Origin of the sequence: Planctellipticum variicoloris, from assembly GCF_030622045.1 — a bacterium.
Classification (GTDB): Bacteria; Planctomycetota; Planctomycetia; order Planctomycetales; family Planctomycetaceae; genus Planctellipticum; species Planctellipticum variicoloris.
Window position 1 is genome coordinate 1,565,804 of record NZ_CP130886.1, and the last position, 20,313, is coordinate 1,586,116.

A 20,313-nucleotide genomic window follows, 5' to 3' on the forward strand; every position below is an offset into this window, starting at 1 on the left:
TTCGCAGAGGGAGATGCAGACACGTGTTGGCGCACCGACATCCTCGTGGAAGGGCTGTTGGATTCAAGAGCGACGGACTGAATTCTATAGAATAGTACGCGGTGTCTATAGAAAGGGTTGCATCGGGCGGGGGGGATGGATCAGAATACGGATCGGAGATTCCTGCCGGAGAATTCAGCGTGCCTGCTGCGACGCCGACTGCTGCCGCCGATCATGGTCGCCGACGCGAAGCGATCGCGGAGGCGCTGCTGGCCGACATTTTTGACGGCCGATTGCAGGCGGGACAGCACTTGGTGACGCAGGAACTGGCCGAGCGGTATGGGGTCAGTCACACGCCGATCCGCGAGGCGCTGATCCAGGTCTCGGCGATGGGGCTGGTCGACGTGGTTCCCAATCGCGGCGCAACGGTACGATCGGTTGGCCCTCGCGATGTGCGCGACGTCTGCCAGGTCCGGCGGGCGCTGGAATGCGAAGCCGTCCGCAGCGCCTGCGGGCGGATTGACCTGAAGGAACTGTCGGAGCTGGCGACCGGGTTTCGGAAACTGCTCGACGCCCCCGCCCGGGGGGCGGCGCGGCTGATGGCGCGGGGGCGGGATCTGGATACCCGGCTGCATGATGTGATCCGGTCGTCGTGCGGCAATCTGTTTCTGGCTCAGGAGCTGGCCCGGCTGGCGCTGCTGTTCCGGGCGTTTCGAGACCTGTCGTATCGGCATGTCTCGGCTCGCGACGACTATCGTCGAGTGAGCGTCGAAGCCCGGGAGCACCTGGCGATTGCCGAGGCGCTCTTGGAGGGAGATGCGCGGGAGGCCGCGCGGGCGATGTCCGACCATATTCGATCGGGAATGAAATACTGGAGTCGGGCTTTGCCGGAACTGCCGGCGGCCCGTGACCTTTCCCCGGAGGGGCCGACGACGGTTCGCCGGCGCACCAGGAGCTCGCTGCCATGACGGTCTGGATTCGAATCTGCGGTCTGACGTGTTTGAGCCTGCTGGCGGGCGAACTGTACGCCGTAGAGGCTCCGTTGAAATACAACCGGGACGTCCGGCCGATTCTGGCGGAGTACTGTTTCGCGTGTCACGGTCCGGATTCCGCGGCGCGGAAGGCCGATCTGCGGCTCGACCAGCGGGACGCGGCGATAGCGAAGTCGGCGTTTGTGCCGGGGAAACCGGCGGAAAGCGAACTTCTGAATCGGATCGTCTCGAACGATCCGGACGAGGTGATGCCGCCCCCTGCGACGAAGAAAGTTCTGTCGGCGGCGGACAAGGAGACACTGAAGCGATGGATTGCGGAAGGGGCCGAATACGAGCCGCACTGGTCGCTGATTGCGCCGGTCCGGCCGGCGCTGCCGGCCGTCAAGCAGGAAAACTGGGTGCGCAATCCGATCGACCGGTTCGTGCTGGCGAAGCTGGAGCTGGTCGGGCTGAGCCCGGCACCCGAGGCCGATCGGCGGACGCTGGCCCGTCGGGCGAGCCTGGATCTGACCGGACTGCCGCCGGCGCCGAAGCTGGTGGAGGAATTCGTCGCGGATTCGCGACCGGACGCCTACGAACGGCTGGTCGATCGTCTGCTGGAGAGCGAGCAGTGGGGCGAGCACCGGGGGCGGTACTGGATGGACTATGCCCGCTACGGCGATTCGCACGGCATTCACTTCGACAATTATCGCGAGATGTGGGCTTACCGGGACTGGGTGATTGCGGCGTTCAACCGGAACCAGCCCTACGACCAGTTCACGATCGAGCAGCTCGCGGGGGATCTGCTGCCGAACCGCACGCTCGATCAGCAGATCGCGACGGGCTTCAATCGCTGCAACATTACTACCAGCGAAGGGGGGACGATTCCCGAAGAGTATCTGGTGAGCTACACGCGGGACCGGACGGAGACGACCGCGGCGGTCTGGCTGGGGCTCTCGGCGAACTGCGCGATGTGTCACGATCACAAGTTCGACCCGCTGACGCAGCGGGAAGTCTACGAACTGGCGGCGTTTTTTAATAATACGACGCAGGCCGCGATGGACGGCAACGTGAAGGACACGCCGCCGATCGTCGTCGTGCCGAAGCCGGAAGATCGTATCCGCTGGGGACAGCTCGACGGCGAACTGGCCGCGGCGCGGCAGGCCGTCGACCAGCGGAAGCAGGGGGCGCGGGGTGAGTTCGATGCGTGGCTGGCGACTGCGAAACCGGAGGAATTCGCCGGCACGCTGCCGACGGAAGGTCTGCAACTGCAGATCCCTGCGGACGACGGTCCTGGGGAGACGTTGAAGTACACGCTTAACGGGACGGCCAGATCGGCGAAGCTGACGAAAGCCGTGGAATGGCAGCCGGGTCAGACGTCGGCCCAGGCGCTGTACCTCGCGAACGGCGGCGTGGCGGAGATTCCTGAGGCCGGGGATTTCGATCTCAATCAGCCGTTTGCCGTGGGGGCCTGGGTCAAGCTGCCGGCGAATGACGGGGCGGGGGCGATCGTCGCCCGGATGGACGACCAGCACGACTACCGCGGCTGGGATCTGTGGATCGAGGGGCGGCGGGTCGGAATGCACCTGATTCATCGCTGGCAGGACGATGCGCTGAAAGTGGTCTCGAAGAAGCAGGTCACGGCGAACGAATGGACTCACGTGTTCGTGACGTACGACGGATCGCAGAAGGCGGCGGGGATCAAAGTCTACATCAACGGCGTCGAAGAACCGACGAACGTGCAGGCCGACAAGCTGCAGAACACGACGCGGACGACCGTGCCGCTGAAAGTGGCTCAACGCAACACGGGCAGTCCGCTGACCGGGGCAACGCTGAACGACGTGCGGATTTATGGTCGCGCGTTGCCGGCCGCGGAAGTCAGTGCGCTGGCGAAGTCCAGCCGGCTGGCGGCGCTGGTTGCAAAGGTTGCCGATCAGCGGAGCGATGCCGAGAAGAACGAGCTGTATGACTGGTGGCTGGCCGCGAAGGACGGACCGTTCCAGGCGGCGACGGCGAGTCTGCGGACGCTGGAACGGGAGCAGGCGGATATCAAAGCCCGTGGCACGATTACGCACGTGATGCAGGAAAAGAACGAGCCGGCGAAGGCGTATGTGCTGTTCCGCGGCGAGTACGACAAGCGGCGGGACGAAGTCAGTCCCGGGACGCCGAAGATGCTGCCGGCGTTTCCGGCGGAACTGCCGCGGAATCGGCTGGGGTTTGCGAAGTGGCTGCTGCTGCCGGAGCATCCGCTGACGTCGCGGGTGACGGTCAATCGGTTCTGGCAGGAGGTGTTTGGAACCGGTCTGGTGCGGACGACGGGGGACTTCGGAGTAGCGGGCGAACTTCCGTCGGATCCGGAGCTGCTGGACTGGCTGGCGATCGAGTTCCGCGAGAAGGGGTGGGACGTCAAGCAGTTGTTCCGGCTGATGGTGACCTCGGCGGCGTATCGGCAATCTGCCGCAGTCACACCCGATAAGCTGCAGCAGGATCCTTCGAACCGACTGCTGAGCCGGGGGCCGCGGTTCCGGATGGATGCAGAGATGGTTCGCGACTATGCCCTGGCGGCGAGCGGGCTGCTGGTGCAGAAGCTGGGGGGGCCGAGCGTGCGGCCGTATCAGCCGGATGGCGTGTGGGAAGCAGTGGCGATGCTGGGGAGCAATACGCGGGATTACCGGCGGGATACGGGAGAGGGGCTTTATCGGCGGAGCCTGTACACGTTCGTGAAGCGGGCGGCGCCGCCCGCTTCGATGGACATTTTCAATGCGACGGCGCGAGAAGTCTGTACGGTGCGGCGCGAGCGGACGAATACGCCGCTGCAGGCGCTGGTGACGCTGAACGATCCGCAGTTCGTGGAGGCGGCCCGGATTCTCGCTCAGAAGACGCTGAAGGAGGGCGGGGCCACGGAGGATGCGAAGCTGGACACGCTGGCGGAGCGGCTGCTGGCGCGTCCGCTGCGGGCGGAAGAGCGGCCGGTGGTGCGGCAGTCGCTGGGGGATCTGCTGGCGTACTATTCCGCGCATCCCGAAGAGGCGAAGCAGTTGCTGGCGGTCGGGGATGCGAAGGCGGACGAGACGCTGGATCCGGGCGTGCTGGCGGGTTGGACGATGTTGACGAATGAATTGTTGAATCTGGATGAAGTGCTCAACAAGTAGCGACTTCGGGGCTTGAAGCCCCATCGAAGAGCACAGACAGGAATGTCTGTGCCACCTGAATGAAAAGTTCCCCCCACTGAGGGATTGATGATGCTCAACTTCGATGATCTTCGCACGCAGATGTCCCGGCGGTTGTTCTGTCAGCAGGGAGGCCACCTGCTCGGCGGGGCAGCGCTGGCGACTCTGATGGGGCAGGCTGCTCGGGGCGAAGCCGGCGCCGGTCAGGCGCCGCGAACGCATATTCCCGCCCGGGCCAAGCACGTCATCTATCTGCACATGGTCGGCGGGCCGTCGCAGATGGATCTGTACGACTATAAGCCGGTGATGCAGGAGTGGTTCGACAAGGATCTGCCGGACTCGGTCCGGATGGGCCAGCGGCTGACGACGATGACGTCCGGCCAGACGCGGTTTCCGATCGCACCGTCGAAGTACAAGTTCGCACAACAGGGCGAGTGCGGCATGTGGGTCACGGAGATGCTGCCGTGGACGTCGAAAGTCGTCGACGACATGGCGTTCATCCGCAGCATGCACACCGAGGCCATCAATCACGAGCCGGCGATCAGCTATATGCAGACCGGCAACCAGATCACCGGCCGGCCCTGCCTGGGCTCGTGGACGTCGTATGGGCTGGGGTCGCTGAACGAGGATCTGCCGACGTTCGTCGTGCTGGTTGCCAAGCCCCGAAATCAGGAACAGGTGCAGGCGATTTCGGCCCGGTTGTGGTCGTCGGGATATCTGTCGGGCGAGCACGCGGGGGTGTCGTTCCGCTCGGCGGGGGATCCAATTCTCTACATCAATAACCCCGCCGGCGTGTCGTCGGACGTCCGGCGGCGGACGCTGGACGGCCTCAAATCGCTCAACGAGCTGGAATATCAGCGGCTGGGGGACCCCGAGACGCTGACGCGGATTCAGCAGTACGAACTGGCGTACCGGATGCAGTCAAGCGTCCCCGAGCTGACGGACATGAGCCAGGAGACCGAGACGACGTTCAACCTCTACGGCGAAGACGCGAAGAAGCCGGGGACGTTCGCGAACACGGCTCTGCTGGCCCGCCGGATGGTGGAGCGGGGCGTGCGGTTCGTGCAGGTCTATCACAACAACTGGGACCACCACGGCAACCTTGTCGGCCGGATGAAAGACCAGACAGCGGACGTCGATCAGGCCTGTTACGGGCTGATTACCGACCTGAAACAGCGGGGGATGCTCGATGACACGCTGATCATCTGGGGCGGCGAGTTCGGCCGGACGATTTATTCGCAGGGGGGCGTGTCGCGCGAAAATTACGGTCGGGATCACCACCCGCGGTGCTTCACGATGTGGATGGCTGGCGGGGGCGTGAAGGGAGGGACGATCTACGGCGAGACGGACGATTTCAGCTACAACATCGTGAAGGACCCGGTGCATATCCACGATTTCCACGCCACCGTGCTGCACTTGCTGGGCTTCGATCACGAGCGGTTCACGTACCGCTACCAGGGGCTGGACCAGAAGCTGACCGGCGTGGAGCCGTGCCGGGTGGTGCAGGAGCTGATTGCGTGAGAAGCCGAGGAAAAGGCCTTACCGCGGAGAAATGCGGGAGAAGAGTCCGGAAAGTGAAAATTGAGTCGTGATGAGTGAGTCGTGCAAAATGAAGGAGTCGCCGCCCGGCTGCAGATCAGCTTCTCTGTCACTTTGCACTCATCACTACTCAAAACTTACTTTTCACTTTCCTCAATCTTCTGCGGCGTATTCTCCGCGTCCTCTGCATCCCCTCCAGAAGTCCGGCTCAGCGAGTGGCGTCCAGAAACGCCGCCGGTGCGTGGTCCAGAAAGGCGGCCCAGAACGTCTCATCGCCAGCTTCACCGGCGGAAGGACTCAGCCGCGGCGGATGGAATTTCAGTTCCTTCAGGCCGGCGGCGGAAAATGCTTTCTCGTGCGTCGGGCGGCTCAAATAGTAGTTATCAATCGTGAAGGACCGGTCGGGGAGGAAGATGGTCCAGGTGATCGTGTCCCCTTCGGCGATCGGCTCCGGGGCCGTGCGGACGAAGCCATGCGGACGCGTTTTCTCGACGTCGCTCGGCGGGTTCTCGAAGTCGTTGTTGATCGTGCAGAACCGACCGCCGGGCTTGAGGTGACGCGCAATCGACTGGCACATTTCCAGCAGCTCGTCAGGCGTCCGCGCATAGTTGAGCAACCAGCCCGCGACGACCAGGTCGAACTGTTCTTCAAGCACCAGGTCTTTGACATCCGAAACGAGGTACTCGATCCCCTGGCCCGCGGACTGTTCCTGACTTCGCGCCAGATCGATCATCGCCTGTGAAATGTCGACGCCGACCACCCGTCGCGCGTCGCGGGCCTTCAGTTCTCGCGAGAGAAAGCCCTCGCCGCAGGCGAGATCGAGGACCGACTTGCCTCTGACGTCGCCGATCAGTTCGAACAGCGTGAACTGCTCGACGTGAATCCGCCACGGCGCCTGCTTGGCCTGTTTGTATTCCTGCGAAATCCGGTCGTAGTCGGTGGTCATGAGTGGTTCCTTTGTCGGGAAAGCTCGATCACTCGCCGCGAGCGGCTCCACAAGCGTACCACACGAATCGGGCTCGGCCGTTTACGCTTCTCCACCGAGTCCGGCGCTGACGCGGAACATGTGCCCGTCGGGATGGCGAAGATGAAATTCTCGGACGCCCCACGGTTTGTCCGCGGGGGGACAGCTCACGGTCATCCCGTGCTCGACGGCGGTCTGATGCAGGGCGTCGAGATCCGCCGGGGATTCCATCCACCAGCTCATCCAGACGCCGTCAGTCATGTCGTCGCCGGGAAAGCGGGGGAGGATCGTTCCCCGCGACCCCTGGCCGCCGTGGCAGAGAAAGATCGTGGCGTGATATGAGCAGACGCTGCCGAAGCTGGCCGGGCCGTTTTCGTTGGCGGCGAGGGCGTGCGCGCCGCTGCCGATCATGCCTCCCTGATTCCAACTGAAGCCGCGGTTCCAACCGAGCGTTTCAAACCAAGCGAAGCTGTCGCCAATGCTGGAGACGTTGAGGACCGGAGTCACGCTCTGCACACCCATCGGTCGTTCCTCATTCTGTCGGGGAAAATACCGCGGTGCGCCGGCCGCGATTCAGAGATCCGTCAGCGGCTTCCGCTGCCACAGCCCGCGGTAGATCGTCGCACCGTCCAGCAGCCGCCGGCGGTGGAAGCTGGTCAGATAGTCCATGTCGTGCTCGGGCTCGTGCCAGTCGGGAGGTTCGAGCGTCACGAACTGGGGATGATGGTTCATCAGGCCCGCGATGACGTCAAAGTATTCGCCGACGTCGGTCCAGGAATGGACGAAACCGTCCGGCTTGACGACGACAGACAGCAGGTCGGCGAACTCCTCATTGAACAGCCGGCGGCGCCGGTGTTTCTTCTTCCACCACGGATCGGGGAAGTAGACGTGGGCCGCATCGACCGAATGGGGCGCAACTCGCATCCGCAAAAAATCGCGGGCGTCGCCGCCGATGACGCGAGAGTTGGGCAGATCCCGTTTCAGCAGCCGACGCGCCGTCCGGCGGCCTTCGGTGAAATCGACCTCCAGGCCCAGGTAGTTGGTCTCGGGATGGGCGACGCTGGTGTTGAACAGGAACAATCCCCGCCCGCAGCCGATGTCGAGTTCGACGGGATTGTCGTTGCCGAAGAACTTGGCCCAGTTGACGATCTCCGTGACATCGTCAACGGTCCGAAAGAACGGAAAGAGATCGCGGAGTTTGTCAGTCGTCAGTCGTCCGTGGTCCGTGGGCATGGAAACGTATTCTGAAGCAATTGAGGTGTTGCAGCTACAGGCTGAACGAGGGCGTCGCGGCGATCATCCAGGAGGGCACTTGCCACTGACGACTGACCCCCGTCAGTCAATCCCCTCTTCGCGGGCGCGTTCCCGGTGGATCGGGACGCCGATCATGCATCCGCTGAAGACCATTTTTTCGCCGACGAAGCCCTGGAAATTAAACTCGGCCCGGCGTCCGGCGCGGAGACGGGTGAGCTGGGCCATGATCACCAGACGATCCCCCGGAAAGACCGGGTTGCGGAAGCGGACGTCGTCCATGCCGCCGAAGCCGAGAAAATCGCCTTCGAGCAGGTCGAACTTGCGGGCGTAGAAGCCGGCGAGCTGAGCGGCGCATTCGCAGAGCACGACACCCGGCATGAGCGGGAAGTCGGGCATATGGCCGCGAATCCAGAACTCCTTGTCGGTGACGTCTTTATAGCCGACGATGCCGTGGTTTTCGCGATCGACGTAGAGGATGGCTGTGAGCTGCTCCATCTCGAACCGCTGAGGATTGACCTTGCGGATCTCCTCGATCGGATAGAGCGGCTTGTCGAAATCGAGCACGTCGAAGCTGTAAATGGTCTGGGGAGGCATTTCCGTTCCTCGTAGGTCCGGCCGGGCGGTCGCCAGCCGCGGGCCGTCGGGGCAAACCCCCGAAAAGCTGCAAAGGATTCAGGCGGCGGCAGTTTAGCTGGATTTACCGCAATCCCGCAACTGCGACCCGGCGGTCGCCGGGAGGCCGTCCGACGGGGAATAGATTCGCCGGGAGTCGTTGCGAGGGAGGGAGTTACGCTCCCTTCAGCTCGGCGGTTTTCTCCTTGAGCGTCGCGACCTGCTTCTCAATCGCTTTGCGGACGCTGTCCAGCTTGTTGAGAATCTTCCCGCTGTGGCCTTCAATCGTCTTCGTCCAGCCGATCATTTCGTCGAGAGAATTGATCTGCTTCTCGATATCCAGAATGGCGATTTCCATAGCGACCACATCGGCGGTCTGGGCCTCGTTCTGCTTCTGCTGCTGGACAACCAGGGCGCGGGCCAGCGTCAGCCCGGTCCGCAAGTAGAGGTCGCTGGACTCATCGTCGAGATCCCAGATCACGAAGACATCCATGCCCCGGCGGAAGAGTGGTTCCAGCCCGGCAGGAGCTGTTCGGCGGGAGAATACGAACAGGCCGACCTGCGCGTCGCGGTTGTCCCGCGCCTTCGCCAACTCCTCGACGGCTTCGGTGAGCTGATAGCCAGCTTTCTCCTTGGCTTCCATGACGATCCGGCCCCCCGGAGCGACCGTGTCCGGTCCCAGCGTGATCACGGCGTCGCCGACTTTGCAGTTCTTGATCCGCCCGGTCGAACTGCCGGTCGCCTCGGCGAGATCTCCCGTTTTTTGCGATTCCAGCACCAGGAGCTGGATGACTTCTTCTTCGAATTCCAGCCCGTGGCGGGTGGATTTCCCCGCTTCCTTCTTGCGGACAATCATTTCCTGAAGGGAGAGTTTGATTTCTTCCTGGAAGACCTGGTTGGTCTTCCGCTGCCCTTCCATCAGGGCCAGCAGTTCCCGTTTGAGGCGGGCGAGCGCAGACGTTTCCTCGTCGAGCGACAGGTGGCTCTCGATCGTGGCGTTCGTGTTTTCCAGCATCTTCTTCAGACGGGACAGCGCGGAAGTGTCCTGGTCCAGCGAGAATTCATTGGTAATCGTCCGCTGAGCCCGCTCGACGTTGGCGACGAGCCGGCTGAGGGCCGAGTTTTCCTCGTCGAGCGAAAACTGCTTGACGACTTCGTCAATTCGAGTCTGCAGATCCTCGGTCAGGTTTCCCTGGCGTTCGGTCAGTTCGGCGATGAACCGGAAGAGGGCCCCCTCTTTATTGTCGAGCGAAAACTGCTTCAGCACGTGGTCGCGCTGACTGAGGAGCTGCTCGTCGAGGACGCCGCGCAGTGCGCCGAGCAGCCCCTGGGACTGATCGGGATTGAGCCATTTCAGCAGCTCGCTGTCGTCACCGAAGTGCCGCGACAGCGTCCGGGACAGCTCCGAGTCGTCCTGCCCCAGTTGCCTGCGCAACACCTGTTCGAGTTCGCCGTCTTTCTTAACAAGTCTCTCGACGCGATCCTGAAACCGGCCGCTCTGCGGATCGAAGTAGTCTTTAAGGGTATGCGATACGCGATCGTGGACGACCTTCGTATGGTCTTCCAGTCGGACCTGCAGCAGACCGAGCAGGCGGTCCCCTTCCCGGCGGACCGTTTCACCGTCGAGTTGGCCGCGGGCCTGTCGCAGAGCCAGGACGCCGATCCGGAGTGCCTTGAGGGCGAAATCCTCGCGATCTCGACCGGCGGCGAAGGCTTCCAGTTCCGCGACGGTTTCCGGATCGTGAACCGCCAGCTCCAGCCGCAGCGTCGCGGATCCGTTCGAAGCAGGACGCGGTTCGTCCGGCGGAAGCGTCTGCCGGGCGACGGAATTGGGCGTGGTCGGGATCTGCGGCGACATGGGCGGGGGACCTTGAAATGTGAGTCGCGGTGATCAGAATCCGGGGCTTCGCAACGACGCTCCGGCCCTGGCCGCCCGTTGACCAATGCAGCGAGAGCCGGTCAGTCGCTACTTCGACGTCGGCGCCGGATCGAAGACATCGACCTGATTATGCATCGTATAGAGCCGGAAACCGTCACCGACCGGAATCAGCAGACCGCTGGATCTGTTCTCGGAGATCGGGCGCAGCGGATTGGCGGCGTATTTTTCCCAGCGGACGAGGTCGTCGGAGCCCGCCAGGCCCGTCGCCCACAGGCTTGGCTGACCGGGCTGGGGGGGCTTCCTGGCTCCGTGAATCACGGCGTAATACCGGCCCTTGTACTTCAGAACCTGATTCATCGCGATCAGGTCTTGGTCGAATTCGTCCGGGCCGGGGCTCATGACCGGTTCGTCCTGAAGGTTGGTCCAGACTTTCAGATCTCGCGAGCGGGCCAGCCAGATCCCGGCATCGCGGCGTTCGTAGAACAGATTCCAGACGCCGTTTTCGTGCCAGACGGTGGGCGTCCCGTAGGGTCCCTCCGGAATGGGGGAGCCGTCCGTAAGGCGAACGTCGAGCGTTCCAGCACGAGTCCAGTGGACGCCATCGGGAGAGGTCAATCGCTGGGCCTGATCCTGAAAACCCTCAGCGAACATATGGTAGACGCCGTCAACCCGGAGGACGCACATGTCTTCGACCCAGGCCTCCTGGTAGACGGGAGCGTCTCCCGACCTGGTCCAATGAAGACCGTCGTTCGAAGTCGCGTATCCGAGTGACTTGACTCCTTCGCGCGTCCCGTCGTAGCCGGTGTACCAGAGCTGCCAGCGGTCGCCGTCGCGGAGGATCCAGCCCCGCTCCCGGATCTTGACATCCCAGTGTCCGGGACCGCTGGCGGTGAAAATCGGATTCCCGGGTCGCGGCTGCCAGTGAGTCAGCTCCGGCGGAAAATCGCCAGCGGGGGCCGACGCAGTCAGCCCGACAAGCAGGAGGCCGAAACAAACAAATCCACGGAGCGACATATGTCTAAGCATCCTGCAGACTCCCGAGGCGAGTTCCTGATGTTGTCCACTGTGGCGGGGACGTGGCATCGCGTCAATTGTGAGTGGGGGGGCGAGTGTTGCGAAACCGTCCGACCCTCGCACGCAATTCGCTGAAAAAAGAGACACGTCGGTGTTTGGTGTTGACAATTGGAGGCGGGACGCAAAACATAGTTCTGCACACCTGATTTCACCCATCCAGAATCCTCCATGCGTCCGGACGCCGGCAACCGACAGCCATGTCGGAAAAAAGCTCCCTCGGACACCCCTCCCGAATCCTGATTTCCCGCAGACCGTTTTTCTTGCAGCTCGGCAATGCCGTACAGCTTGGTGGTTTCTGGTGAGTGGAGTTCCGCAATCGTTGGCGATTGTGACTTGTCCGGACGGCGTCGTCATCGGCGTGGTCGGCGGTATCGGCAGCGGGAAGAGCTCGGTGGTGCGATGGGTCGCCCAGCGGTTCCCTGTGGCGGTGCTCGATGCCGACTCCATCGGGCATGAGGTCTTGTTATCAACGGAAATCAAGCAGCAGTTACGCCAGCGGTTCGGCGAGGAGATTTTTGACGTCGAGGGAGAGATTGATCGCAAGACGCTCGCCCGAAAGGTCTTCGGCGATGCTCCCCAGTTCCTGGCCGCCCGCCGACAATTGGAACGAATTGTGCACCCGGAAATCCGACGACGGATTCAGACCGGAGTTTATACGACGGAGGGACATCCCGGCAGCGGAGTCGTCCTGCTGGATGCCGCGATCCTGCTGGAAGCCGGCTGGAGAGATCTGTGTCGCTGGGTGGTATTGATTGACTGTCCCCGAGCGGTCCGGCTGGCCCGAGTGCTGGAGCATCGCGGATGGTCAGAGGACGAACTGGATCGGCGCGAACGGTGCCAGTGGCCGCTGGCCGAGAAACGCCGGCTGGCTGATGTGATTATCGATAACTCCGGCGAGCTGGCCGTCGCCGGAGAGCAGCTTGCAGCGGTGGTCCGTCGATGCCTGGCGTTCAAGCCGGGGCGAGGCATCCTGCAAGCGGACGAGACTTTGAGTCTGACGGAGCGGCAACGCCGGCCGTCGGACACGACGCGATGACGAGAATCTGTTACTGTCGGAATCCTGCCTGAAGCTCCATTCCCAATTCTGCTCTGCATGAATCCCGGCGGTTGCCGTGCCAAGGAACGGTTCCCCACAGCCCCGCCGGTTCAGCATCTCCGCCTGACTCCGAGAGTTTTTCCCATTATGAAACCTCGCCCTTCCATCACCTCCCGCCTGAATCCTTCGTCTCCCATGGGATCGCAAGCCTCACTGGGGTCTCAACCCGCCGCTCCCGGCGGCTGGGACGCCGACGAGTTGCTCGACCCGCCCCCCCCTCCCGCGGTCAACACCTCGGAGCTGCCCGATCCTGATGAGGACGAAGACGACGACGCGGTGAATTTTCCCGCGGACGAGCGGTACGAGGAGATCAAGCGGGGCGACACCGATATCCATATCGCCGAGCTGCAACGGCTGACGATGAAAGATCTCATCGTCCTGGCCCGCAAGGAAGGGGTCACCGACTACACCGGTCTGAAGAAACAGGATCTGATTTTCAAGATCCTGAAAGAACGGACCAAGATGAACGGGCTGATGTTCGGCGAAGGAACGCTGGAGATCCTGCCGGACGGCTTCGGCTTCCTCCGCAGCCCCGACTATCACTACCTCCCGTGCCCCGACGACATCTACGTTTCTCCCAGCCAGATCCGACGATTTGGGCTGCGGACGGGAGCGACCGTCGCCGGGCAGATCCGCCCGCCGAAAGAAAACGAGCGTTACTTCGCTCTGCTGCGAGTGGAGGCCATCAGCGGCCAGGATCCGAATCTGCTGACCGAGAAAGTTTCGTTCGACGACCTGACGCCGTTGCACCCGGAGCGCCGATTGCGACTGTCGACCGACGGGGCCGACCTGAGCACGCGGGTCGTCGACATGATCGCGCCGATCGGCATGGGCCAGCGCGGTCTGATCGTCTCCCCCCCCAAGGCCGGCAAGACGATTCTGCTGCAGCGGCTGGCGAAGGCCGTGCTGGCCAACGAGCCCGACGTCTATGTGATCGTCCTGCTGATTGACGAGCGCCCGGAAGAGGTCACGGACATGGAGCGGCAGGTGAAGGGCCGGATGTGCGAGGTGATCTCCAGCACGTTCGACGAGCCGCCGAGCCGCCATATTCAAGTTTCGGAAATGGTGATCGAGAAGGCCAAGCGGATGGTCGAATACGGCCAGCACGTGGTGATCTTCCTCGATTCGATCACCCGCCTGGCCCGCGCCTGGAATGCGGAAGTCCCTCACTCGGGCAAAATTCTGACCGGCGGCGTCGACGCCAACGCGCTGCAGCACCCCAAGCGGTTCTTCGGTGCCGCCCGGAACGTGGAAGAAGGGGGCAGCCTGACGATCGTGGCGACGGCCCTCGTCGACACCGGCAGCAAGATGGACGACGTGATTTTCGAAGAGTTCAAGGGAACCGGCAATACCGAGCTGCATCTCGACCGCCGGATGGTCGAAAAACGGATCTGGCCGGCGATCGACGTCAACCGGTCGGGCACCCGCCGCGAAGAGCTGCTGATGTCCGAAGACGAGCTGCGCAAGGTCTGGGTCCTCCGCCGGGTGCTGAACGATATGAACCCGGTCGAGGCGATGGAGCTGCTGACGAACCGGATGCGGCGGACCAAGACCAACGACGAATTCCTGATGAGCATGAATCTCGGCTGATACCGACGAAATTCCTGAGTGAAGCAACGACTGAGCAGTCTTCGGAGCGGACAGTGCAGACATTTGAAGGCAACCTGCTGACCGGCGACGACCAGTTCGCCATTGTGGTCTCGCGGTTCAACGAACTGGTGACCGAGCGACTGCTCGCCGGGGCGGTCGACACGGCCCGCCGGCACGGCCTGGCGGACGATCGCATCACTGTCGTGCGGGCGCCAGGCTCGTTCGAGCTGCCGATCGTCGCTCAGCGGCTGGCCCAGTCGGGAAAATTCACGGCGGTGATCTGTCTGGGAGCCGTGATCCAGGGGGAAACGACGCACCACGAGTACATCAATCACCAGGTGGCGGCGGGGCTGCAGCAGACCGCACTGGAAACTGGCGTTCCCGTCGCCTTTGGCGTGCTGACCTGCCAGTCGATGGATCAGGCGCTCGATCGCGCCGGCGGGAAAGCCGGCAATAAAGGCGTCGAAGCGACGCTGGCGGCGATCGAAACCGTCAACGTGCTCCGAGCGCTGGCGGCGGCGGGAATCTGAGCCGGATGTCGTACGGCGGGATGTTGCCGCTGCGCCGATCCGCCGATGGAGAATGACGCATCTGTTTCGCAGTCGACTTCGGCGGATCGATGCTAGAATGTTGTCGTCCGGGAAGGGTGTCCCGGCGTTTGTTCCTTGAGAATGTGTTGCCCTCCTATGTCGTCCCGCCGCCACAAGGCCCGCGAAATCGTTTTGCAGATGCTCTACCAGAAGGATCTCAATCCCGAGGTCGGCATTGACACCATTCGTCAGATGATCCAGGACGATCTCCGCGACGAGCACCTGAGTCGGTTCGCCTGGAGCCTCTTTGCGGGGGTTATGGAGTTCCGGCTGGCGCTCGACAAGCGGATCGAAGAGGCGGCCTCCAACTGGTCGCTCAGCCGGATGGCGCCGACCGACCGCAACGTGCTCCGACTGGGCGGTTTTGAGCTGCTGCACACCGACACGCCGCCGCGCGTCGTCATCGATGAGGCGCTGGAGCTGGCCAAGAGCTTCGGCGGGCCGCAGTCGGGAGCGTTCGTCAACGGCATCCTGGATAAGCTGATTCCGTTCTCGAAGCGCGAGAGCCGGACCGCCACCGGCCCGCAGGCCGAAACGGCCGCCGATCTGGGACTCGACACCGATCACGGCGACGAGTTGCCGGCCGAGGATCTCGTTAGCGACCTGCCGGACGGTTCGGAAGCGGACGAAATCGACGCCGACATCCCCGAGGACGAAGTTCGCAATATCGACGAGGCCTGAACGCTGCGCGGCGTGTGCCCGGAAGTCATTTCCAAACGGCGTCGGGTGGCTGGAGCTGAACCGAAGGGATGCTCCAGTCACGATACGAGCAGCAAAATTCCGGCGCATCGCGAAGTCGCTCCTGTCCCGGCCACCAGCCTCGCTGATCGCGAGCGTTGTGCGACATCCGGCGACGTTCTCAACGCTCGACGCTCAACGCCTCCCGCAGCTCAGCCAGCGGCAGCTTGAACGTCTCGGCCACAGCCCGATTCGTCACCCGTCCCCCGTGCATATTGACGGCATGGGCGAAGCCGGGATCGGCGGCGCAGACCGCCGCAAGCCCCTGGCCGGCCAGTCGCAGCGCGTAAGGGAGCGTGACGTTGCACAAGGCGTACGTGCTCGTTCGGCCGACGGCGCCCGGCATATTCGTCACGCAGTAGTGCACGATGCCGTCGATCACATACGTCGGAGACGAGTGAGTCGTCGGCCGGGTCGTTTCGATGCAGCCTCCCTGGTCGACGGCGACGTCGATGATCACCGCACCGGGTTTCATCAGCTTCAAGTCTTCGCGCGACACGAGACGCGGCGCTCGCGCACCTTCGACCAGCACGGCGCCGATCACTAGATCCGCCAGTCGGAGCTGCTCACGGATATTGTGCCGGTCGCTGAAAATCGTATTCACGTTCGGCGGCATGATGTCTTCGAGGTAACGCAGCCGGTCGACGTTGACGTCGAGAATGACGACGTCTGCCTGGAATCCGGCGGCGATCCGGGCCGCATTCTTCCCCACGACGCCGCCGCCGAGGATGGTGATATGCGCCGGCGCCACCCCCGGAACCCCGGCCAGCAGAATCCCCCGGCCGAGCTGCGGCCGTTCGAGATACTTCGCCCCCTCCTGAATGCTCATTCGCCCGGCAATTTCGCTCATCGGCGTCAGGCACGGCAGGTCGCCCTTGGCGCCCCGCAGCGTCTCGTACGCCACGGCGGAGATCCCCGTCGCCAGGACATTGCGGGTCAGTTCCTCGCTGGCGGCGAAGTGGAAATAGGTAAAGACGATCTGGCCGGATCGCATCAGCAGCCACTCGGCCTGCTGGGGTTCTTTGACCTTGATCACCAGGTCCGCCGCCGACCAGATTTCTTCCGCCGCCGGAACGATCGTGGCCCCGGCTTCCGCGTAGGCGTCGTCCGGCAGCCCGCTTCCCAGGCCCGCGCCCGCTTCAACCAGCACCGTGTGACCGGCCCGCGTCAGTTCCTCAGCGCCGATCGGCAGCAGGGCGACGCGGTATTCGTCGGGCTTGATCTCTTTCGGAACGCCGATGCGCATGGGGGCTCCTCCGTGATGTCACCGGCCGACTGGCCGAGTCCAGGTTCGCTCTCCTTGAACATAGCCGAGCCACTGCGGGTTCGCCAGAGAGGACAAGACCTCCCGAATCCGTCATCAATAGCGCACCGACGACCGCGGACGAAAGTTTCCGAGTCGCCGCAGTTCGCCGCCATCCAGCCAGATCCAGCCGCACTCGATGCAGGTATCGATGACGGCGTTTCCACCGCCGCCGTACGGATGCGTTTCCATCGGACGATCGCAGCCGGGACATTGACACGTGCGATGCAATTCCGAGGGATCAAGTGGCGCTGGAGGTTCGGCTGGATCGTTCGACTTCTGACGCAATTGCTGCAGAACCGGAAAGAAATCCTCCTGCGCAATGAGCAATCCGGAGCAGAGACCGCAGAGTTCGATCGGGACGCTTCCCACCGAACCGCCCCGCAGCCCCTCGCGACAACGGGGGCAGGTCCATTCCCCTGGCTCAGAGGAAACGTCGATCAGATCGAACTCGGCCGTCGGAGCCGACGTGCGACAATGCGCACAGAAATAGCCCGACCGTTCGGCCGACCATTCCAGCGGAGCACCGCAATTGGAGCAGTTCATTAAGGTTTTCCCGGACTACGCAAGTCCGCGATCGCGGGCTCAGACCGCGACGTCAGACTTTTCCAAGGATAGAATAGGTCGGAAATCCGCCTCAGGACGGTGTTTTTTTTGCGGGCAACTGCCGGGAGACTGACGACGTGATGCAGCTTTGGGGACAGGCGGAAATTGACGCAGCGCAGGTTCTGATTGAACTGGCGCTGGTTGAGGACCTCAACGGTGGACAGGACCTGACCTGCAGCGCGCTGATCGAACCCGACGAGCGAGCCGCGGTGCAGGTCGTCGCCCGGCGACACGGCGTGCTGGCCGGCGAACCGCTCGGCCGGATGGTGTTCGCGATGCTTGATCCCGGCGTCACCTGGGCGGCGGAATGTCAGGACGGCAATATTCTGCAACCGGGTTCGATCGTGGCAACCGTCTCCGGTCGCCTGTCCTCGCTGCTGACCGGCGAGCGGACCATGCTCAATTTTCTGACGCACCTGAGCGGGATCGCCTCGCTGACAAGAACGTTCGTCGATGCGGCCGCAGGAACGCGAGCACAGATTCTCGACACACGCAAAACGCTGCCCGGCTGGCGGGCGCTGCAGAAATACGCCGTCCGCTGCGGCGGCGGCACGAACCACCGGATGGGGCTGTACGACGGCGTGCTGATCAAGGACAACCACCTCGCCGCCTGGACCGAGGGCCGCACCATTGCCGAGGCGGTCGAGACGGCTCGTCGGCGATCTCCGACGGGGATTGGCATCGAAATCGAAGTCGATACTCTGGATCAGCTCGCCGATGTTCTGTGCGGCCGGCCCGAAATCGTGCTGCTCGATAACATGAGTCCGGCTCAACTCCGTGCTGCCGTCAAACTGCGGGACGCTCAGGCGCCCGGCGTCCTCTTGGAGGCCTCCGGGGGAATCACGCTGGAGACCGTCGCCGAAATTGCGCGGACAGGTGTCGAGCGGATCAGCATCGGCGGCCTGACGCACTCCGCCCCTGCACTCGATCTGGCCTTCGACTGGAAGGGACGCATGGCGGCCGTCTGAACGAACGTCAGCGCAGTCAGCGGTCGCACAGCAGAAGATTCCGTGCGAAATGTCAATCTCCGTCGTGATCGGCACGAGTTTCATGACTCGGCCGACGTCGCGCGCATCTCGTTTGCCTCAGATTCGGGAGACGCGGCCCGTCCTTGACTGAACGAGTTCGCGAGGCAATGCTGCAGCGCTCCCGATCAATCCCCTCTCACCGATTCAGCGACGCTTCCAACTCCAACCTGCGTTCCTGTGTTTGCGTCCAAGGCCGTCGGCGCGCCTGACGCTCGCGCATTGCAATATCCTCCTGCGGCGCCTCGTTTCGCACGGCTGTCGTGGAACGGGGACGATCGACGCGACGCCCTGGCGCCTCCTCGCGCAGATGAACTTTCGTCACCTCCATCTGAGTCCCCAAACACCATGACGCGCGCCGCCGCGGATTTCGAACGCAGTGCAGGCCGGACCATCGTCCTTGGCGATATTCACGGCTGCGTCCATGCTCTCGACGCCCTGTTGAAGGAAATCCGACCGACCTCCAACGATCTGATCATCTCCCTCGGGGATTTCATTGATTCCGGGCGCGAGACTTCCGACGTCGTGCGGCGGCTGATTGCTCTGGAGCAGGAGTGCCGTTTCGTCGCGATTCTGGGGAACCACGAGGAAATGCTGCTCGCAGCCCTGACCAGCGAGCGACTGAAGCAGACGTGGCTGATGTGCGGCGGCATCCCGACGTTGAACTCATATCGTTTCTGCGGAGACATCGACGTCATTCCTGACGAGCATCTGGAATTCATCCGACGGTGCCGCCCGTTCTATGAAACTCCGACCCACATTTTCCTGCACGCCAACTACCTGGCGGATGTGGCGCTCGCAGACCAGCCGGAGCACGTGCTGCGCTGGTCCTTGTTTGAGGAACCTTATCCCGAGCCGCACTGTTCGGGAAAAACAGCGGTCATCGGACACACTGAGCAGCGCGACGGAGAGATTCTGGATCTCGGACATGTGCTTTGCATTGATACGAGTTGCCACAACTACGGTTGGCTGACGGCCCTGGACGTGGAGGCCGGAACGGTCTGGCAGGCCAGCCGATGGGGCGCAGTCCGCGAAGGCGAAAGCCTCGGCGGACTGGAACAAGCCCGTCGAATCCTCCACTCGCGCACGGGCGTGCCCGGATCTGACCAGACAGAGCCGTCGATCGGCGAGTGAACCCTCAGACTGCGCCGTCATCGCGTGTGGTCGCTCGTGCAGTCCTCCCGTTCGATTGCGTCGCAACTTCAGTTGCCGCAAGAACTTCTCATTTCAGAAAGTTCGTGAACCACAACCGCCTGACCAGCGTTAGAATTGATGCAGGCCCTTTGAAGTCTGCGATTTGACACAGTTGGAAAGGGAACGAGAATGCTCCTCAACGTACTGTCGCGAGGCGTGGTGCTGACGGATTCGATGCGGGCTGCCGTGCAGCGCAAGTTGGACTTCGCGCTGGATCGGTTCGGCGATCAGCTCGAACGCGTCGAAGTCACGATCGAGGACTTGAACGGACCGCGAGGCGGAGTCGATAAAAAAGTCCAACTCCTGATGAGCGGCCCGGTTCGCCGGGGCGTGGTGATCGAAGAACGGGGCGATAACGTGATGGCGGTCCTGTCGTCCGCCGCTGACCGCGCGTCTCAGGTTCTCGGCCGGATCATGGAACGGCGGAATCGGCTGGCTCATCGGTCGTAGTCGACCGATGCCGGCCGCTTTTTCGACGCCCGGACAGAAGTGCCCGGGCGTCTTTTCTTTCGAACAGCCATCCAAAGTGACGATCGCCAGGTTCGGCTGCTACACAACCAAAACGTTTCGTCCGCTCTCCACGGAGCTTGACTGAAGAAGAACTCATACGTCAGTCGGCGCAGAAGTCGCTATTGTAGGTTCGACGCGAGCTCGGCAGCTTCGAGTTGCCGCCCACACCGCAATACGGCAGTAGTGACTTTCCCGTTTACAGATTTGACCAGAGATTGT

The 20,313-nt window shown here is 62.9% G+C and carries 18 protein-coding genes; 10 read left to right on the forward strand and 8 right to left on the reverse strand.

Annotated features, from left to right (window positions below; all coding sequences use genetic code 11):
- Positions 1–179: 179 nt before the first annotated feature.
- From SH412_RS06155 to SH412_RS06165, 3 genes are all read left to right on the forward strand, one after another.
- On the forward strand, positions 180–947 hold the full coding sequence (locus SH412_RS06155; protein WP_336522636.1) for a GntR family transcriptional regulator: 768 nt from the start codon (positions 180–182) through the stop codon (positions 945–947).
- Positions 944–4,102 (forward strand): DUF1553 domain-containing protein, encoded by a 3,159-nt coding sequence (locus tag SH412_RS06160; protein WP_336522637.1) that lies wholly within the window; start codon positions 944–946, stop codon positions 4,100–4,102. Before SH412_RS06155 ends, SH412_RS06160 begins: the two co-directional genes overlap by 4 nt.
- A 90-nt stretch (positions 4,103–4,192) precedes the next feature.
- Complete coding sequence (locus SH412_RS06165; RefSeq protein WP_336522638.1) at positions 4,193–5,641, forward strand: DUF1501 domain-containing protein; 1,449 nt, start codon at positions 4,193–4,195, stop codon at positions 5,639–5,641.
- A gap of 226 nt (positions 5,642–5,867) precedes the next feature.
- Here the strand turns inward: SH412_RS06165 and SH412_RS06170 are convergent, their stop codons facing one another.
- The 6 genes from SH412_RS06170 to SH412_RS06195 all read right to left on the reverse strand — a co-directional run bounded on the left by SH412_RS06170 (position 5,868) and on the right by SH412_RS06195 (position 11,382).
- Positions 5,868–6,605 (reverse strand): class I SAM-dependent methyltransferase, encoded by a 738-nt coding sequence (locus tag SH412_RS06170; protein WP_336522639.1) that lies wholly within the window; start codon positions 6,603–6,605, stop codon positions 5,868–5,870.
- Between the two features lie 81 nt (positions 6,606–6,686).
- On the reverse strand, positions 6,687–7,145 hold the full coding sequence (locus SH412_RS06175; protein WP_336522640.1) for a VOC family protein: 459 nt from the start codon (positions 7,143–7,145) through the stop codon (positions 6,687–6,689).
- 51 nt (positions 7,146–7,196) lie between these two features.
- Complete coding sequence (gene trmB, locus SH412_RS06180) at positions 7,197–7,856, reverse strand: tRNA (guanosine(46)-N7)-methyltransferase TrmB (RefSeq protein WP_336522641.1); 660 nt, start codon at positions 7,854–7,856, stop codon at positions 7,197–7,199.
- A gap of 102 nt (positions 7,857–7,958) precedes the next feature.
- Positions 7,959–8,471, reverse strand: a complete 513-nt coding sequence (locus tag SH412_RS06185; protein ID WP_336522642.1) for a 3-hydroxyacyl-ACP dehydratase FabZ family protein — start codon at positions 8,469–8,471, stop codon at positions 7,959–7,961.
- 193 nt (positions 8,472–8,664) lie between these two features.
- The gene (locus SH412_RS06190) at positions 8,665–10,347 is read right to left on the reverse strand and encodes a hypothetical protein (RefSeq protein ID WP_336522643.1); all 1,683 of its coding nucleotides are present in this window, start codon (positions 10,345–10,347) and stop codon (positions 8,665–8,667) included.
- 108 nt (positions 10,348–10,455) lie between these two features.
- Positions 10,456–11,382: a glycoside hydrolase family protein gene (locus SH412_RS06195; protein ID WP_336522644.1), complete on the reverse strand. Its 927-nt coding sequence runs from the start codon at positions 11,380–11,382 to the stop codon at positions 10,456–10,458.
- Between the two features lie 388 nt (positions 11,383–11,770).
- Here SH412_RS06195 and coaE point away from each other — a divergent pair, with 388 nt between their 5' ends.
- The 4 genes from coaE (at position 11,771) to nusB (ending at position 15,399) form a co-directional block, all read left to right on the forward strand.
- Positions 11,771–12,478: a dephospho-CoA kinase gene (gene coaE, locus SH412_RS06200; RefSeq protein WP_336524149.1), complete on the forward strand. Its 708-nt coding sequence runs from the start codon at positions 11,771–11,773 to the stop codon at positions 12,476–12,478.
- Positions 12,479–12,673: 195 nt separating this feature from the next.
- Positions 12,674–14,128, forward strand: coding sequence for a transcription termination factor Rho (gene rho, locus SH412_RS06205; RefSeq protein WP_419555773.1), 1,455 nt, complete (start codon positions 12,674–12,676; stop codon positions 14,126–14,128).
- Between the two features lie 53 nt (positions 14,129–14,181).
- Positions 14,182–14,658 (forward strand): 6,7-dimethyl-8-ribityllumazine synthase, encoded by a 477-nt coding sequence (gene ribH, locus SH412_RS06210; protein WP_336522645.1) that lies wholly within the window; start codon positions 14,182–14,184, stop codon positions 14,656–14,658.
- A gap of 156 nt (positions 14,659–14,814) precedes the next feature.
- Entirely contained in the window at positions 14,815–15,399 is a 585-nt protein-coding gene (nusB, locus tag SH412_RS06215) for a transcription antitermination factor NusB (protein ID WP_336522646.1), read from the forward strand.
- Positions 15,400–15,577: 178 nt separating this feature from the next.
- Here nusB and ald read toward each other — a convergent pair whose 3' ends face one another.
- Both ald and SH412_RS06225 read right to left on the reverse strand, forming a co-directional pair.
- Entirely contained in the window at positions 15,578–16,702 is a 1,125-nt protein-coding gene (ald, locus tag SH412_RS06220; protein ID WP_336522647.1) for an alanine dehydrogenase, read from the reverse strand.
- A 114-nt stretch (positions 16,703–16,816) separates the two neighbouring features.
- Positions 16,817–17,305, reverse strand: a complete 489-nt coding sequence (locus SH412_RS06225) for a zf-TFIIB domain-containing protein (protein ID WP_336522648.1) — start codon at positions 17,303–17,305, stop codon at positions 16,817–16,819.
- A 140-nt stretch (positions 17,306–17,445) separates the two neighbouring features.
- On the opposite strand from SH412_RS06225, the gene nadC reads away from it, so the two are divergent.
- From nadC to SH412_RS06240, 3 genes are all read left to right on the forward strand, one after another.
- Positions 17,446–18,333 carry a carboxylating nicotinate-nucleotide diphosphorylase gene (gene nadC, locus SH412_RS06230; protein ID WP_336524151.1) on the forward strand — a complete coding sequence of 296 codons (888 nt, stop codon included), beginning with the start codon at positions 17,446–17,448 and terminating at the stop codon, positions 18,331–18,333.
- 405 nt (positions 18,334–18,738) lie between these two features.
- Positions 18,739–19,524, forward strand: coding sequence for a metallophosphoesterase (locus tag SH412_RS06235; protein WP_336522649.1), 786 nt, complete (start codon positions 18,739–18,741; stop codon positions 19,522–19,524).
- 189 nt (positions 19,525–19,713) lie between these two features.
- Positions 19,714–20,034 (forward strand): HPF/RaiA family ribosome-associated protein, encoded by a 321-nt coding sequence (locus SH412_RS06240; RefSeq protein WP_336522650.1) that lies wholly within the window; start codon positions 19,714–19,716, stop codon positions 20,032–20,034.
- Positions 20,035–20,313: the final 279 nt, after the last annotated feature.

What these genes read in the sequence shown, in the direction of transcription:
- SH412_RS06160 (WP_336522637.1), top strand. Translation starts at nt 944, where the DNA reads ATGACGGTCTGGATTCGAATCTGCGGTCTGACGTGTTTGAGCCTGCTG.
- SH412_RS06165 (WP_336522638.1), top strand. Translation starts at nt 4,193, where the DNA reads ATGCTCAACTTCGATGATCTTCGCACGCAGATGTCCCGGCGGTTGTTC.
- SH412_RS06170 (WP_336522639.1), bottom strand. Translation starts at nt 6,605, where the DNA reads ATGACCACCGACTACGACCGGATTTCGCAGGAATACAAACAGGCCAAG.
- SH412_RS06175 (WP_336522640.1), bottom strand. Translation starts at nt 7,145, where the DNA reads ATGGGTGTGCAGAGCGTGACTCCGGTCCTCAACGTCTCCAGCATTGGC.
- trmB (WP_336522641.1), bottom strand. Translation starts at nt 7,856, where the DNA reads ATGCCCACGGACCACGGACGACTGACGACTGACAAACTCCGCGATCTC.
- SH412_RS06185 (WP_336522642.1), bottom strand. Translation starts at nt 8,471, where the DNA reads ATGCCTCCCCAGACCATTTACAGCTTCGACGTGCTCGATTTCGACAAG.
- SH412_RS06190 (WP_336522643.1), bottom strand. Translation starts at nt 10,347, where the DNA reads ATGTCGCCGCAGATCCCGACCACGCCCAATTCCGTCGCCCGGCAGACG.
- SH412_RS06195 (WP_336522644.1), bottom strand. Translation starts at nt 11,382, where the DNA reads ATGTCGCTCCGTGGATTTGTTTGTTTCGGCCTCCTGCTTGTCGGGCTG.
- rho (WP_419555773.1), top strand. Translation starts at nt 12,674, where the DNA reads ATGGGATCGCAAGCCTCACTGGGGTCTCAACCCGCCGCTCCCGGCGGC.
- nusB (WP_336522646.1), top strand. Translation starts at nt 14,815, where the DNA reads ATGTCGTCCCGCCGCCACAAGGCCCGCGAAATCGTTTTGCAGATGCTC.
- ald (WP_336522647.1), bottom strand. Translation starts at nt 16,702, where the DNA reads ATGCGCATCGGCGTTCCGAAAGAGATCAAGCCCGACGAATACCGCGTC.
- SH412_RS06225 (WP_336522648.1), bottom strand. Translation starts at nt 17,305, where the DNA reads ATGAACTGCTCCAATTGCGGTGCTCCGCTGGAATGGTCGGCCGAACGG.
- nadC (WP_336524151.1), top strand. Translation starts at nt 17,446, where the DNA reads ATGCAGCTTTGGGGACAGGCGGAAATTGACGCAGCGCAGGTTCTGATT.
- SH412_RS06235 (WP_336522649.1), top strand. Translation starts at nt 18,739, where the DNA reads ATGACGCGCGCCGCCGCGGATTTCGAACGCAGTGCAGGCCGGACCATC.
- SH412_RS06240 (WP_336522650.1), top strand. Translation starts at nt 19,714, where the DNA reads ATGCTCCTCAACGTACTGTCGCGAGGCGTGGTGCTGACGGATTCGATG.